At 38.4% G+C, this 14,881-nt stretch carries 10 protein-coding genes; 6 read left to right on the top strand and 4 right to left on the bottom strand.

From position 1 onward, the window contains the following. Positions 1-246: 246 nt before the first annotated feature. Both ACNQGS_RS07320 and ACNQGS_RS07315 read right to left on the bottom strand, forming a co-directional pair. Positions 247-1,701, bottom strand: coding sequence for a zinc ribbon domain-containing protein (locus tag ACNQGS_RS07320; RefSeq protein WP_491486763.1), 1,455 nt, complete (start codon positions 1,699-1,701; stop codon positions 247-249). A gap of 262 nt (positions 1,702-1,963) precedes the next feature. Further along, positions 1,964-3,448: a nitrate/nitrite transporter gene (locus tag ACNQGS_RS07315; RefSeq protein ID WP_491486762.1), complete on the bottom strand. Its 1,485-nt coding sequence runs from the start codon at positions 3,446-3,448 to the stop codon at positions 1,964-1,966. Positions 3,449-3,755: 307 nt separating this feature from the next. Between ACNQGS_RS07315 and ACNQGS_RS07310 the strand changes: the two genes are divergently transcribed. The 3 genes from ACNQGS_RS07310 (at position 3,756) to ACNQGS_RS07300 (ending at position 6,998) form a co-directional block, all read left to right on the top strand. Then, entirely contained in the window at positions 3,756-5,096 is a 1,341-nt protein-coding gene (locus tag ACNQGS_RS07310; RefSeq protein ID WP_491486761.1) for a TrkH family potassium uptake protein, read from the top strand. Positions 5,097-5,124: 28 nt separating this feature from the next. Next, a complete protein-coding gene (locus tag ACNQGS_RS07305) occupies positions 5,125-5,778 on the top strand; it encodes a potassium channel family protein (RefSeq protein WP_491486760.1) in 654 nt (217 codons plus the stop codon). Positions 5,779-5,849: 71 nt separating this feature from the next. Then, positions 5,850-6,998, top strand: a complete 1,149-nt coding sequence (locus ACNQGS_RS07300; RefSeq protein ID WP_491486759.1) for an acyl-CoA dehydrogenase family protein — start codon at positions 5,850-5,852, stop codon at positions 6,996-6,998. A gap of 68 nt (positions 6,999-7,066) precedes the next feature. Here the strand turns inward: ACNQGS_RS07300 and ACNQGS_RS07295 are convergent, their stop codons facing one another. Both ACNQGS_RS07295 and ACNQGS_RS07290 read right to left on the bottom strand, forming a co-directional pair. Next, complete coding sequence (locus ACNQGS_RS07295) at positions 7,067-7,228, bottom strand: hypothetical protein (protein WP_241113956.1); 162 nt, start codon at positions 7,226-7,228, stop codon at positions 7,067-7,069. A gap of 36 nt (positions 7,229-7,264) precedes the next feature. Continuing rightward, complete coding sequence (locus tag ACNQGS_RS07290; protein ID WP_213145198.1) at positions 7,265-7,444, bottom strand: H-type small acid-soluble spore protein; 180 nt, start codon at positions 7,442-7,444, stop codon at positions 7,265-7,267. Positions 7,445-7,875: 431 nt separating this feature from the next. Here ACNQGS_RS07290 and ltaS point away from each other — a divergent pair, with 431 nt between their 5' ends. The 3 genes from ltaS to ACNQGS_RS07275 all read left to right on the top strand — a co-directional run bounded on the left by ltaS (position 7,876) and on the right by ACNQGS_RS07275 (position 14,846). Continuing rightward, entirely contained in the window at positions 7,876-9,834 is a 1,959-nt protein-coding gene (gene ltaS, locus ACNQGS_RS07285) for a lipoteichoic acid synthase (RefSeq protein ID WP_491486758.1), read from the top strand. 241 nt (positions 9,835-10,075) lie between these two features. Then, on the top strand, positions 10,076-13,477 hold the full coding sequence (locus tag ACNQGS_RS07280) for a hypothetical protein (RefSeq protein WP_491486757.1): 3,402 nt from the start codon (positions 10,076-10,078) through the stop codon (positions 13,475-13,477). A gap of 208 nt (positions 13,478-13,685) precedes the next feature. Next, positions 13,686-14,846, top strand: coding sequence for a cation:proton antiporter (locus ACNQGS_RS07275; RefSeq protein WP_491486756.1), 1,161 nt, complete (start codon positions 13,686-13,688; stop codon positions 14,844-14,846). The last annotated feature ends 35 nt before the right edge of the window (positions 14,847-14,881 follow it).

Here is a 14,881-nt window from a genome sequence, read left to right as displayed (position 1 = left end):
TATAAATCTATACATTTGTATACAAATATCTAGGTTTTCAAGTAATTCGCTCCTCAAAAAACAAGGTCTTGGTTGAGCCAGTGAACAAGTTGCACGAAACAACTGCTCTTTCGCCATCACCTGTTCTTCCCACAACCGTATAATTGGTCATACAGGGTAGGCCTACCCAACCCCCTCGCGGTAAAATGCGGCTTCTCAAATGAGGGCGACCACATTTGTGATGGGGTAGACCTATTCTCTTTTTACCTAAATTGCGTTTACGGTTAAACGCTGTTCCAGAATTTCCTTCACCTTTTTATATGGTGTAAATAAAGTAATGTCTTTATCGTCTTTTCGTTTCTTAATGTTTTGACTGGCGTTTATATCTGCATGCATGGTCCCACAGTTAGAACAGGTAAAAACATCCCCATTTCTTGTTCCGAAGTGATCACACTTATGACAAACTTGAGAGGTATAAGCGGCGTTCACTTCTGTAAAAGTAATGTTCCATTTCTCACATTTAAACTTTAGACGTTCCCGAATAAACCCTTTGATCCATCTGGCTAATTTCCGTTTGATATGTTTTGGAAACTTTTTATTCCAATTGGCAAAGGACAAGTCCTCCGAAACCACTTCACTAGGATTTTCCTGCTTGAAAAATTGATTTAGGCAGAAATTAATAAAACTTTTTACTTCCGCATCATGATACTTTTTTTGTTTGTTATATTTTTTCTTACCAAAATTATGGGTGCGGATTCGTTCAGCTTTCTCCAGATTTCCAACCTTTTTATATTTCTCCATCAAAGCCCAATATTGATTCCGCTTTTGATTTTTGGCATTTAACCGTTCCGTTTCTTTATTCAATAAATCATGTAATTTTTCTCCATATAATCGGCCAGAGGAAGCAGCAATCAATGTCTTGTACCCTTTATCAATCGCCACAATATTCTCTTCTTTCCAAAATTGCTTCTGTTTTCCTTTAACAAAATGGTGCAGTTCTAAACGATCATCCTTGATGACAATACGGATATTTCCATGATAAATATTGCCTTCGGAAAGTCCAATTTTAATTCTTTTTCTATGTTTGGTAGAGGTTATTTCAATGAATTTTCGTCCATTTTCAGTCAGATAGTTATACATAGGAGCATCGATCATGAAGGAAGTTTCTTTATTGGAATAAGGGACTTTCCCTTTGTACTTACGGATATAGCGGCAAATGAGATGATGGAGGTATGTTTGTCTGAGTTGAAGGGGAAGTAATTTCTTCGGTAACTCAAATTCTTTCTTTGTTAGCACGAAAAAAAGAAAATGATCAGCTTTTAAAAGGTAATACATATAATATTTTTCATCTTCCGTTAAATGCCTATTATGATGTATGGCCTTTTTGATGGCATTTTTCGCATTTGTCCACAGAGATTTAATGTTGGAAATAGCTTCATCTAAAGCTAATTTCCAATAACGTGCCGGGAGTTTAAATTGTTCGGTGAATTTGGATTTAACCCATTTATCACGAATTTCCTTCTTGTAATCGTTTAACAAGAGAAAGCTTTGGATGCCGGAATAGCGGGAAAACACATAGTTTTTAACGTTTTTATACCGTTTGGCAATTAACTTGATTTCTTCGAAATCACTTACAATCTTGCTATGTTGCCTAACGGTATGTGATACTCGATTAATTTTGAATGGCTGTTTTTTCTTCCTTTTTTTGTTTTTCTTTGCCATTTTCATCACCTGTTAATAATTTTTTGGTGGAATCTATAATCCTTTTATTTTGTGACTTCTACTCCTGTAGAGCTAAGCTGAAAAAAACATTTTAATTAATAAAACATCTTCCACTTATTATTAGGCATATACTTTAGCCACACAAAACTTCTCAAGGTTTTAGCAATCAATATACAAACATATGTTCTATTAGAATTATAGCAAAACCTGTAGATAATGTCTACAGGTTTCATTGTGTTTATCTATATTTTAAGTAGCTGTTTCATACCTCTTTAAACATCCCAACGTAATTTTTGGTTTCACCTAAATCATCTTTAATCGCTGTTATAGTCAGCCATTCCTTATAAATCTCATTATTTTTACGCTTATTCCAAATGTGCCCTTCCCAGTACCCTGTCGATGAAAGGCTCGCCCACATTTGCTTGTAAAATTCGTTGTTATGCTCTCCGGATTGTAAAACGCTTGGGGTCTTTCCGATTACTTCCTCCTGTTGATAACCGGTAATTTTCGTGAAAGCCGGATTCACCCTTAGAATGATTCCATGTGGATCAGTGACGCATATTCCATCGACGGCATGGTTCACAATTTGTGTGGAAATATCAAGTTTTTCTTGGAAGTAAAGCCATACGACGATGACCAGACTGGCCAATGAAAATTCAGATAGGGCCATAAATCCAATGGCATAATGACCTGTAAGATTAAAGAGAATGGTTAGTATAATTGGCGGAAAAAAGCCTCCAAGTCCTCCCATTGCGGAAACAATGCCATTAACAATTCCGGCCTGCTTTGAAAAATAGAGAGGAACCAGTTTAAAAATAGCCCCATTTCCGATTCCAGCAAAGAATGCAACTAATAAACAGCCAAAAGAATAAATAGGCAGGGAGGGGGTAAAAGACAGTAAAAAGCCGGCAAATGTAAGGCTGAAGAAAACTGTTGCAAGAATCATAAAAGGATTTACTTTATCCCCTAACCATCCGCCGACCGGACGGAAAAGAGTAGCCAAAGCAATAAATCCTGCAGTACGTAGACCAGCATCCACCTTCGATAAATCAAAGTGATTCACTAAGAAGGACGGCAGATAAATCGTAAAGGCCACAAAGGCTCCAAAGGTTATAAAATAAAACAAGCTTAAAAACCAAAGCTTCGGATTTCGATAAACTTTATTAATTTGTTCCGATAATGGAAGGTTAGCCCTTTGTTCCTCACGGTCACCAAAAAGAAAATTTAATAAGGCAAAAATGATCACAATAATCAGATATATTTGTATCGTTGTTCTCCAGCCAAACTCATTGGCCAGTATTGGTGCGAGGAAGGATGTAATAGCTGTGCCGATATTACCTGCACCATATATGCCATTAATAAAACCATGCTTTGTTTTGGCATAATATTTTGGGAGAGAAGTTACCCCAACGGAAAATATCGCTCCGCCAATCCCAAGCACAAATCCGCCTGCAATTAACATAAACATTGAATTGGCATAACTGATGATAGCAATCGGTACGATGAGAAGTACAAAACTGATTGAAAATAATATTCTTGCTCCAAAGCGATTAGTCCAATAGCCGATCGGAACTCTAAGGAGTGACCCAAGTATAACGGGTACCGCTGTGGCCCAGGCAATTTCCGTTGAAGAAAGTGCAATATCTGCCTTAATAAAAGGCATTAATGAAGAAATGAGCACCCATACCATAAACCCGCCGATTAGGCTTCCTGTTTGCAAAAATAGCTGCCTTGTTCCTTGATTCATTCATATTCCTCCTCTGCCATACAATAAATTAAAAATAAATCTTCCTAATTTATTTCATGCACCACCAACGAATTATTTCCTCCGAAGCATTATATTACATAAAACTGTCACATTCTGTGAGGAATGACACATAAATGTAGGAAAATTGTTTAATAAAGTTCAAAATTCATCAGTATCAGCCAATGTTATAGGGTGAGAAGAAGGATAGAATGTCAATAGAATTAATATTTCATGGGATGAATGGAAAAAATATGACAAGAGTTTCGGACTTTTAGGCATTTAAAGTTAAAAGGTGAGGAAGGAATGTATGAAGCGAAAAAAAAGAATTTATCTTGATCCGCCACAAATACTTGTGCTTGGATTTGCTCTAATTATTTTGATTGGCGCTATCCTGTTGACCCTCCCGGTTTCTACAATGGATGGAAAAGGTCTGCATTTTTTAAATGCCTTGTTTACCGCAACTTCAGCCACCTGCGTGACTGGCCTGGTGGTGGTAGATACGGGAACCACTTTTACTTTGTTCGGCCAATTGGTCATTTTATCCATGATTCAAGTAGGCGGCCTGGGCTTTATGACGTTCGCCACCCTGTTTGCCTTCCTCCTCGGTAAAAGAATTTCATTAAAAGAGCGAATCCTCCTTCAGGAATCCTTAAATAATATTTCGATGGAGGGGATTGTCCGCCTTGCAAAACGGATTTTAATTTTTACATTCGTCATTGAGTTAACAGGTGCAGTACTATTAACCATTCGTTTTTCATTTGATTTTCCCATTGGAAAAGCCATTTACTATGGAGTATTTCATTCCATTTCGAATTTTAATAATGCCGGTTTTGATTTAATGGGTGAATTTCATAGCTTAACAAGTTATGTAGACGACCCAATTGTTACCTTAACAGTTTGTGCATTAATAATATTGGGCGGAATTGGCTTCATCGTTATGAATGAGCTTTACGAATATCGAATCTCCAAGAAGTTGTCACTGCATACAAAGATTGTTCTTGTTACCACGATTTTTTTTGTGGCACTTGGAACAGTCGGAATTTTCCTCCTCGAACTTACAAATGATAAAACGATTAAGCCATTGACACTGTCTGGAAAAATCCTTGGTTCCCTATTTCAATCGGTAACAGCAAGAACGGCAGGGGCAAATACCTTAAGCATCGGCGATCTAAGTCATGCTTCGTTATTTTTGATAATTGTACTTATGTTTATTGGTGCATCTCCAGGTTCTACTGGAGGCGGGATTAAAACGACCACTTTTACCACTTTAATGGGAGCGGTTTGGTCGCAAATCCGCGGGAAAGAGGATGTGATTTTCTACAGGCAGCGAATTGGTTATGAAACGATTTATAAGGCCCTTACGGTAACACTTAGTGGACTGTTTCTCGTTATGGTGGTTACACTTGTCCTCACTATAACCGAAACTGGGAAGGACTTTTTAATGATAATGTTTGAAGCGACTTCTGCATTTGCAACAGTCGGCCTCTCGATGGGACTGACACCAGAACTGTCTTCTATTGGCAAAGGAATCATTATATTTACGATGTTTGCTGGACGGGTTGGACCGCTCACAATCGCTTATGCAGTCACCATACGCAGAAACCCGGATGCTTTCCGATATCCTAAAGGCAAAATCATGATTGGCTAAACTGACAGCGAGGAGGATACTTCGAAAAATGGCAGATCAATTTGCAGTTATTGGATTAGGCAGATTTGGACTAAGCATCGCCAATAAGTTATATGAATCTGGAAGGGATGTGCTCGGTGTTGATGTAAACGAGGAAAGGGCAGATGAGGCACAGAGCTATGTAACCCATTCCGTTATCGCGGATTCGACCGATCCGGAGGCGTTAAAATCAATTGGAATTCGCAATTTTGATACCGTCATAGTCGCAATCGGCAATGATATTCAGGCCAGCATTTTAAGTGTCTTGCTTTTAAAGGAAATAGGAGTAAAAAAAGTCATTGCCAAAGCCTTAAATAAACTCCATGGGGAAGTTTTAAAAAAGGTAGGGGCCGATTGGGTTGTCTTTCCGGAACGGGATATGGGAATAAGAGTGGCCCATCAACTGATATCCCCAAAGGTGCTGAACTTTATTGAATTGTCCAAGGATTATAGTGTTGAAGAAGTAAAAATACCTGAAAAAATGACGGATAAAACCTTAAGAGAACTCGATTTGCGTGCCAAGTATAATCTTAGCGTCATCGCAATTCGCCACCATGACGATATTTTTATTTCCCCTTCACCCGATAAAATTATAGACCAAGGTGATGTTCTAGTCGTCATTGGAGAAAACCGAGACCTTGAGCGATTTGCAAATCTCGAATAATCTAAGTCCCCCCATTTGAATGGGGGGATTTAATTTGCGAAAATATAATTATGTTGAGAGGAGAGGTCGAGATGAAATTTACTGATTTAGAAACCACCACAGAACGGTTAGAATTAATGAAAACATTAGCAACTCGTTTCCAATCGAGAGCCCATAAGGTAGATGCGGAGGGTGGGTTTCCTTTTGATAATATTCAAGACCTGAAAGACACGGGCTATACTACATTAACAGTACCTAAAAAGTATGGCGGGAATGGAATCTCACTTTACGAAATGATTAAACTTCAAGAATTGATTGCTGAAGGGGATGGTTCAACTGCCCTGGCGATTGGCTGGCATATGGGCATTATTTATAATTTGAACGAAAAAAATTCATGGAAAGAACCTATTTTCAAATTTTTATGTGAACAGGTAATGGCAGGCTCGTTAATTAACAGCGCTGCCACTGAACCAAAAACAGGGAGCCCGACGCGCGGCGGCAGGCCGGAGACAACGGCTGAACAAAAGGGCGGCAGGTGGCTTCTCAATGGAAGGAAAACCTTTACCACGATGTCTCCAGTTCTTGATTATTTTATCGTCAGTGCAAGTCTAAAGGGTACTGAAGAAATTGCAAATTTTCTTATTCCTCGATCTGCTGAAGGACTAAAAATCGAGGAAACCTGGGACGTTATAGCCATGAGGGGTACGGGAAGCCATGATTTGGTATTGGAGGATGTCATTATACCAGAAGAGTATATGGTCGAGCCAATTAAACCGGGTAAAAAGAGGGCGATGGGCTGGCTGCTTCATATTCCTGCCTGCTATTTAGGAATTGCGAAAGCGGCAAAAAGGTATTCCATAAATTTTGCCAAGGAATATTCGCCAAATAGCATCCAAGGTACAATAATTGATTTGCCAAATGTTCAGCAAAAAATTGGGGAAATGGAATTGAAAATCATGCAGGCGGAATTTTTCTTGTATGGTGCCGCCAAACAATGGGATGAATCAACTGAGGAAGAAAGAGAAAAGCTGACTCCTGTATTGGGGGCCGCCAAATTAACGGTGACAAACTCCGCTATTTCCATCGTGGACCTTGCAATGAGAATAGTCGGGGCAAAAAGTCTTACATCCCAAAACCCACTGCAGCGGTATTACCGCGACGTGAGGGCAGGGCTCCATAATCCGCCAATGGATGACATGACTATCCAGCTGCTGGCAAAGCATAGTATCACCAATAACTAACCTGTAGAAACCAACAGACCAATTAAAGTACAATAAAAAATTGTAAGGCAGGAACTAAGCTTCCTGCCTTACACCATGTCCTCATTTTCCTTTTCGAGATCAGCCGGCTGCGGCTGTGCTTGTTGAGTAATTGTTCCTAGAACTTCCCTATCATATTTACCTGGGTCTTTTCCTGCACCAGGCGCAATATTAGACATCGGCAGCTGTTCCATTTCTTTCCCTCGCGGCATTTATATTCATTCCTTTTTTATAAAGTAAGAAATATTTTACTCTTCGATAAGCTCGCTGATTTCCACTGTTGTTCTTTCTTCAAGCGGTCCGCGTAAATGGACGGTCGCGGTTCTTCCATCCTCATTTAACTGGTCAATCCATACAGATGCACCATTGTATTTAACCATGATATCAGCGGATGAAGATAGGATTTGTTTTACCCTATTGACATTCATTACTTTCACTCCTCCATTAATAATCATTTTAGTCTGTGATGAAAGAAGTGATTTTATGCAACGATGTCTATGTAACCGCTTTCTTCTATTATATATACAAAAAACTCCTATAAAAGATAAGACTAATATCCGATTGCACACGAGGAACCGAATGTATATGCTAGTTAGAAATACAAATCTACAGAAAAGCCGGAAAGTAAAATAAGGCAGTCCAAAAAATAAATTAATAAGAAAATGCTGAAACTAAATTTACTTTCATTCGTCTTATATTATTGAATTTGAAAATAGTCATGTCCAACTCCATAATAGCATAAGAATAAAGGGACATTCAGCATCATGTTAATGTTTTTCTTTTTATAGAAAATATGATATAGTTATTGAGGTTCGTTTACCGAAGTTAAATTTGGTAAGTGAGAGGAGAAGTTTTAAAAATGATTAAGGAAAGACTTTTAAAAAAAGTAAACAAAAGTCATATTACATTTTACGTCATTGCCGTTGTTTTATTTTGGCTAAAAACCTACGCGGCATATCAAATTGAATTTAATTTAGGAATTGATAACAGCCTACAAGAATTTTTATTATTTATCAATCCATTGAGTTCGGCGTTATTCTTTTTTGGAATTGCCTTGCTCTTTAAAAAGCGTACTAAGCTTGTTATGATTATCACAAATTTTATAATGTCCTTTTTACTTTACGCAAACATTGCTTATTATCGCTTTTTTAATGATTTTATAACCGTACCTGTTTTAATGCAGACGAAAACAAATGCCGGACAATTGGGCGATAGCGCTCTTTCACTCATGTCCCCACTTGATATTTTTTATTTTACAGACTTCTTTATTCTAATCGCCCTTGCGGTAACTATGTTCAAACAAGTGACGGTTACAAACAGGAAGTCATTTAAAATCGTTCTTTTGTTTTCGATTACGACATTTTTGTTTAACTTGGGTCTTGCGGAAAAGGATCGTCCGCAGCTATTGACTCGTTCTTTTGATCGAAATTATTTAGTGAAATATCTAGGTGCTTATAACTTCACGATTTATGATGTCATTCAAAATATCAAATCATCGAGCCAAAGAGCATTGGCAAATTCAACAGATGTTACTGCGGTAGAAAACTATGTTAAAGCCAATCATGCCGCACCAAATCCTGATTACTTTGGCAAGGCAAAGGGAATGAATGTGATTTATGTTTCAATGGAATCATTTCAAACCTTTATGATTGATTACAAGATGCAGGATGGCCAGGAAGTTACACCGTTTCTAAATTCATTAACACATGATCAGAATACATTTTATTTTGAAAACTTTTTCCATCAAACTGGGCAGGGAAAAACCTCGGATGCCGAGTTTTTAATGGAAAACTCATTATACCCGATGGCTCAAGGTGCTGTGTTTGTTAACAAAGCCCAAAACACTTATCAGGCTATGCCGGCCATTTTAAAAGGGAACGGCTATAATTCCGCCGTTTTTCATGGCAACTATAAAACATTCTGGAATCGGAATGTAATGTATAAGGCCTTAGGGTATGATCAGTTTTTTGATGCGGAATATTACAACATGACGGATGAAAACACGAAAAACTATGGCTTAAAGGATAAACCGTTCTTTGCTGAGTCTATGCCAATGCTAAAGAGCTTAAAGCAGCCATTCTATACAAAGTTTATTACCTTATCGAACCATTTTCCTTTTGAAATGGATCCGGAGGACACAGACTTCCCTGCAGGTAATACTGAAGATACGGTCGTTAATCAATACTTCCAATCTGCGCATTATATGGATCAGGCTTTGGAACAGTTCTTTAATGATTTAAAGGCTGCAGGTTTATATGATAATACAGTGGTTGTTATGTACGGTGACCATTATGGCATTTCCGAAAACCACAACGATGCCATGGCACAAGTGCTAGGAGTGGATGAAATAACTCCTGCTATTAATGCTAAATTACAGCGGGTCCCTTTATTTATCCATGTACCAGGAGTACAAGGCGGGATTCAAAAGCAATTTGGCGGCGAAGTAGATGTTCGTCCGACCGTTCTTCATTTGCTTGGTATTGATACGAAGGATTACCTTGAGTTTGGCTCAGATTTACTGTCACCAAATCATCGCAATTGGGCTTTATTCAGAAACGGGGATTTTGTTTCCTCAGATGTTATTCAAGTAAAAGACAAATGCTATTCGACCGAAACAGGTGAGCTTCTTGAGAATTCAGAGGCGTGCAAGGATATTGCTGAAAAGGTAAGCTCAGAACTGCAAATGTCTGATGAAGTTGTCTACAAAGACCTGCTTCGTTTTTATCAGCCGGAAGGATATACGTCAATTAATCCGAACGACTATGAATACCTGGGACCTAAAACAAGCAAGACATCTAAAACAACTGAAAGCAACTAAACCAGAGGGAAGATTAAAATCTTCCCTCTTTCGAATTGTCGAGAAAGGTTTTTTTCTCGACAATTTTTTTATTTTTTGTCCCTGTTGACAGCCTGACAGAGGGAAGATGAAAAGTCTTCCCTCTGTTTTTTTAGTATTTGAAATAAAAATGTTGAAAAAACCCAATAATAGTGTAAAATTTCACTAAAGGGATATAATTGTATTTAATGGAAAAATGTTCATTAATGAAGAAGGTGATGAAATGGAACCTAGCAAAAGAGAAGAGAGGCGAAAAATTTTTCGCCAGGAGCTTTTCACTCTTAGAGAAGAAGGATACCTTTCTGAGGCAATCGTCGAAACGGTTGCAAAAGCACACCATCAATACCATTTGGAATTATTAGAGCATGAGAGAATACCTATCCAAACGAAAAAAACGGAGCCTGTCAAAAAAATGGCACCAAAACCCCAAAAGGCTAAAAAGGTACTAACAGCGGAAGAGATTCGTGAGAGAAATATCACTTGGTCATTAAACATTGGAGTTATCTTTTTGTTGATTGGCGGATTATTCGTAGCCACAAGCAATTGGGAATCCATGACAAGTGTGATGAAAAGCGGATCAATTGCAGTGGTTGCATTAATGTTTTTTGGAATCGCCATGCTTGCAAAAAAAGTACTGAAAATTGAAAAAACAGCGTTTGCCTTTATTGTTCTTGGGAGTTTATTTCTGCCTATTTTTATTCTATCGTTAGGCTGGTTTGGACTATTAGGCGGGTATTTATCCATCAAAGGGGAAGGCAGATATTTGCTTGGTATGCTGGGGAGTATTGTTCCGGTCATTGTTTATCTTCATTTTGCCAAAAACTTGGGATCCAGGCTGTTCGTCTGGTTTTCCTATGTATCGGTTTCTGCGGGTGCTGCTTTTTTGCTGGCAGGACTAAAACTAAATGTCGACTTCTTTTATTTTGGGATGATGCTGTTTAATGCGGTTGTTATTTATATTTATCACCAGCTTAAAGGCAAAGAAACTTATAAATTGTTTACCAAAGAATTTGTGCCCTTTATACAGGTCAATCTCGTCCTTTGCACCTTATTCATGCTGTTTTTATATGACAATGAGGTTCTCTATAGTTTTAACCTTCTTTTGACCGCTGTGGTTTATTTATCGATGATGTATGTAAGTGGAAGAAAGGAATATCACTTCATATTTAGTGTGATGATTGTTTATGGAGCTTATCAGTTGATTGAAAACAGTTTCCTGGATTACTTTGGAGAGATTGTGTATGCCTTAATCGGTTTTGCCTTTGTGTTTATTCCGAAAGCGCTAGATAATAAGTTTTCACTTGACCGGGTATTTCAATATACAAGTGCCATTATCTCTGGGTTTGCTTTTATTTATATTAGCTTGGAGGGCATTTTACTCCGCTCCGGAAGCCCTTCTCTTGTACTAATGCTTGCCTATTTTATCATAGCAGCAAACTTTATCTATTTAGCTTATAGCAGCGGAAAAAAACTGTTTCCATATTTAAGTTCTACATTCATGGCATCAGGACTTTATGAGGCAATCCATTTAGTCTTATGGAAAATTGAAGGTATTGATATTTCACTCTCGATATTTTGCAGTGGATTCCTCTTGTTCACTTTAATAGAAGTAGTAAAAGTTAAATGGCTATCTATTATTCATACAAGTTCCAAGGATGTTGGCTTAGCAGTAATGGCTGCTAGCTTAATGGCCGCTATCCTGTTTAACCAATGGTGGGAGCTTGGGGTTATGCTTCTTCTAACGGTTATGGTCACTTATTTGATTTTGAAGAAGAAAGTAAGAGTTATTTTTAAGGAAATGGCTCTTTGGACTCTGCCAGTTTCACTTGGTTTTTCAGTGGTTAGCTTTGGACAGGAATTAAATATACGAAATGAATACTATTCTGTTGAGTTTGGAAATGCTGTCAATTTTGCGGCAGGGGCCATTCTGGTGGTCTTATCTGCAGTACTTTGGAAAAAGTGGAGTGAGAAAAAGTTAATCAAAACTTCCCTTTATTCATCGGCCAGCCTTTATGCGATTGCCATTGCCCATGCTTTATTTGGGCCAGTTAACCAGTTATGGGTACAGCCAATAATTATTGCTATAGGCGTTGCACTTTACTTTTACCTATATAAAAAGAATGGAACGGAGTGGGCACCGTTTCTTGTAAGCATCAATACAATGTTAGTTTATTTTTCGGTCATCCATTCCGTTTCCCTGAAGGTTGAATTTGGCCAACTAACGAGTTCCTTAATGGCTACAACAAGTGCAGTATTCTTGCTGGGAATCGCTTATTTAATCAGAAAAATAGATTCCGTCTTGTCAGCTGCCTTTGTTTGGACGGGGCATATCTTATATCCAATTGCGCTGGCATCTACGTTGGTTCTTTATCACACGGAGGCGCTATATAGCTTTGCCATATCATTGATTGTATACGGTCTGAGTGCAAATATGGCTAAAAAAGAATGGAATATCAAAATATTCCTTTACGGTGCTTTTACTTCGTTATTTTTACTAATTTCAACTGGTATGGATAAATGGCTGGATTCTGTTGTGGGATTGTATGAATTCCCAATTACAGCGGCTTTCATTCTATTATACTCCTTGCTGGTGAATGATGAATATAAAAAGAGAACGGCCTACTATTTGATTCCATTCGCTATTTTCGGAATTGGCTGTCTTCTTTGGACGTATCCGTTTACCTGGCAGCCTTATATCGTGATAATTGCATACACTTTGGTCACGTTACTTTATTTGCATAAAACAAAATGGGATGTGCTTGGTATCATTCCATTGTTTTTCTTGTTTGCGGCAACGGCACAATTTTCTTATTTAGGCGGCTTGACCCCTGTACAAAATTTGCTCCTTTCAGGCGGGGTGGGGATTTTGATGTCGGCAATTGGACATAAGGTATACGAAAAGCTGATAACCAAGGGAACAAATCTTATTGCTATCAAAATAGACGGCTATACCATCATTTCCTTTTTGTGTTTTTGGCTTATGTACTTCTTTATGGATGAATCACTATGGAGTCATGCTCTCCCTGGCATATTAATTGCCGGTAACTTTTTCTCGCAAAGAAAAAGAGTAACCGCAAATTTCTCGGTTTTTATCGGGATAATCGGCCTCGCTTATTTATTGCAGCCATACTATGCCATTATTGGGCTCCTCGATATTCCTCTTTTATGGGCGAGGGAAGTCCAGGTGCTGCCTTTCATTGTCTTGGTGATATTTATTCGCCGCTTATTAAAAGGCAGGTACTCACAAATAACTAAATCGATTCAATGGGTCGTCCTTATCATTGTTTCATTATTATTAATCCAGGATGGGCTGGCAAGCAATACTATTTATGATGCCATTATTCTTGGTTCCCTTTCCTTACTGTCCATGCTTGCGGGAATGTATTTGCAAATAAAAGCTTACTTTTTTACAGGTGCAGGTGTTTTACTTCTGAATGTATTTTTGCAGACAAGACCTTATTGGGGAAATATGCCATGGTGGGCTTATTTGTTAATCGCCGGACTTATTCTGATTACTGTAGCCAGCTTTAATGAATGGCATAAACAAAAACTTTTGAAAGGGGAAACGACTTTTATTACTGTTTTAAAGGAAAAGACAATTGATCGAATCAAGAGATGGGATTAACCCATCTGGAATTTTGTCTATATTTCTTGAAAAATATCATAAAGTCTGTTAGTATAGTGTTAACTTAATATTTGTCATTTAGGAGGAGTCTGTCACTTAGGGATACGTATGCCCTTTGTTGACAGGCTTTTTTTGTTTCCATTTTTGTGAAGAGTCTGTTTGTAAAATTCAGACTCTTTTTTATTTTTTAGAAGGAAAGGTGATTTTGATGGAATTATTATTTCAATTGGCGGTTATTTTAATTGCCTCCAAAATAGCGGGGGATATCAGTGTCAGACTGGGACAGCCTTCTGTGTTGGGAAAACTGGTTATCGGTATTATTCTAGGGCCGGCTGTTTTAGGGCTAGTCGAAGAAACAACTACACTAGAACAGCTCAGCCAAATAGGAGTCATTTTGTTAATGTTCATTGCTGGCATGGAAACAGATTTGGATGAATTTAAGCGTTCAGGAAAAGCTGCCACCTTTGTGGGGTTAAGTGGAATAATTGTTCCTTTGGCGGTCGGTTTTCTGGCCGGAATTCTCATGAATATGACCACGATTGAAGCCATATTTTTAGGGCTGCTTCTTTCTGCCACAAGTGTCAGTATTTCTGTCCAGGCGCTTAAAGAGTTAAATAAAATGCAGTCAAAAGAGGGAGCAGCAATTCTTGGGGCAGCGGTCATCGATGATGTCGTGGTTATTATTGCACTGGCGTTTTTAATGAGCATGGCCGGCGGCGATGTAAATTTAAGCATGGTCATTATTAAAAAGGTGCTCTTTTTCGGTGGTGCCATTTTAGCGGCTTGGAAGCTTGTTCCATGGGTTTTAAAAAAGTTTGCCCCATTAAAGGTTACCGAGTCAGTTATTTCCGCGGCATTAATCATTTGTTTCCTTTATGCCTATTTAGCTGAGGTAACTGGTGTGGCGGCCATTATTGGTGCGTATATTGCGGGTGTGGCGATCAGTTTAACAGACTTCAAAAAGGAAGTCTTTGAAAAAGTGGAAACGATCGGTTATTCCATTTTTGTTCCAGTGTTCTTTACATCGATTGGTGTAAAGGCTAGCTTCGAAGGCCTTGCGCAAAATATCGGGCTTATTATTGTCCTTAGCATAATTGCTATTTTAACAAAACTTATTGGTGCAGCTGCGGGAGCTAAATTGGCCCGTTTCTCATGGAACAGTTCACTTGGAATCGGTGCAGCCATGGTATCCCGAGGTGAGGTTGCTTTGATTCTTGCCACAATCGGTATTGAGGCTAAATTAATCAACCTGCAGCTGTTTTCCATCCTAGTTATCGTTGTTCTTGTGACTACAATTGTAACCCCGCCAATGATGAAGTTTTTCTTTCAGCGGGGCGTCAAGCAAAATGCAATGAAGAGTACGGCATAAAGGATTGGCTGCCCTCCTGGGGCAGCCAATGCCGT

This window comes from Neobacillus sp. PVCKKU3, assembly GCF_058323225.1.
The sequence above is the reverse complement of the archived record's forward strand: the minus strand, read 5'-3'. Positions and strand labels throughout refer to the sequence as shown.

Coding starts and splice junctions, on each gene's coding strand:
- ACNQGS_RS07320 (WP_491486763.1), bottom strand. CDS start 1,701: ATGGCAAAGAAAAACAAAAAAAGGAAGAAAAAACAGCCATTCAAAATT.
- ACNQGS_RS07315 (WP_491486762.1), bottom strand. CDS start 3,448: ATGAATCAAGGAACAAGGCAGCTATTTTTGCAAACAGGAAGCCTAATC.
- ACNQGS_RS07310 (WP_491486761.1), top strand. CDS start 3,756: ATGAAGCGAAAAAAAAGAATTTATCTTGATCCGCCACAAATACTTGTG.
- ACNQGS_RS07305 (WP_491486760.1), top strand. CDS start 5,125: ATGGCAGATCAATTTGCAGTTATTGGATTAGGCAGATTTGGACTAAGC.
- ACNQGS_RS07300 (WP_491486759.1), top strand. CDS start 5,850: ATGAAATTTACTGATTTAGAAACCACCACAGAACGGTTAGAATTAATG.
- ACNQGS_RS07295 (WP_241113956.1), bottom strand. CDS start 7,228: ATGCCGCGAGGGAAAGAAATGGAACAGCTGCCGATGTCTAATATTGCG.
- ACNQGS_RS07290 (WP_213145198.1), bottom strand. CDS start 7,444: ATGAATGTCAATAGGGTAAAACAAATCCTATCTTCATCCGCTGATATC.
- ltaS (WP_491486758.1), top strand. CDS start 7,876: ATGATTAAGGAAAGACTTTTAAAAAAAGTAAACAAAAGTCATATTACA.
- ACNQGS_RS07280 (WP_491486757.1), top strand. CDS start 10,076: ATGGAACCTAGCAAAAGAGAAGAGAGGCGAAAAATTTTTCGCCAGGAG.
- ACNQGS_RS07275 (WP_491486756.1), top strand. CDS start 13,686: ATGGAATTATTATTTCAATTGGCGGTTATTTTAATTGCCTCCAAAATA.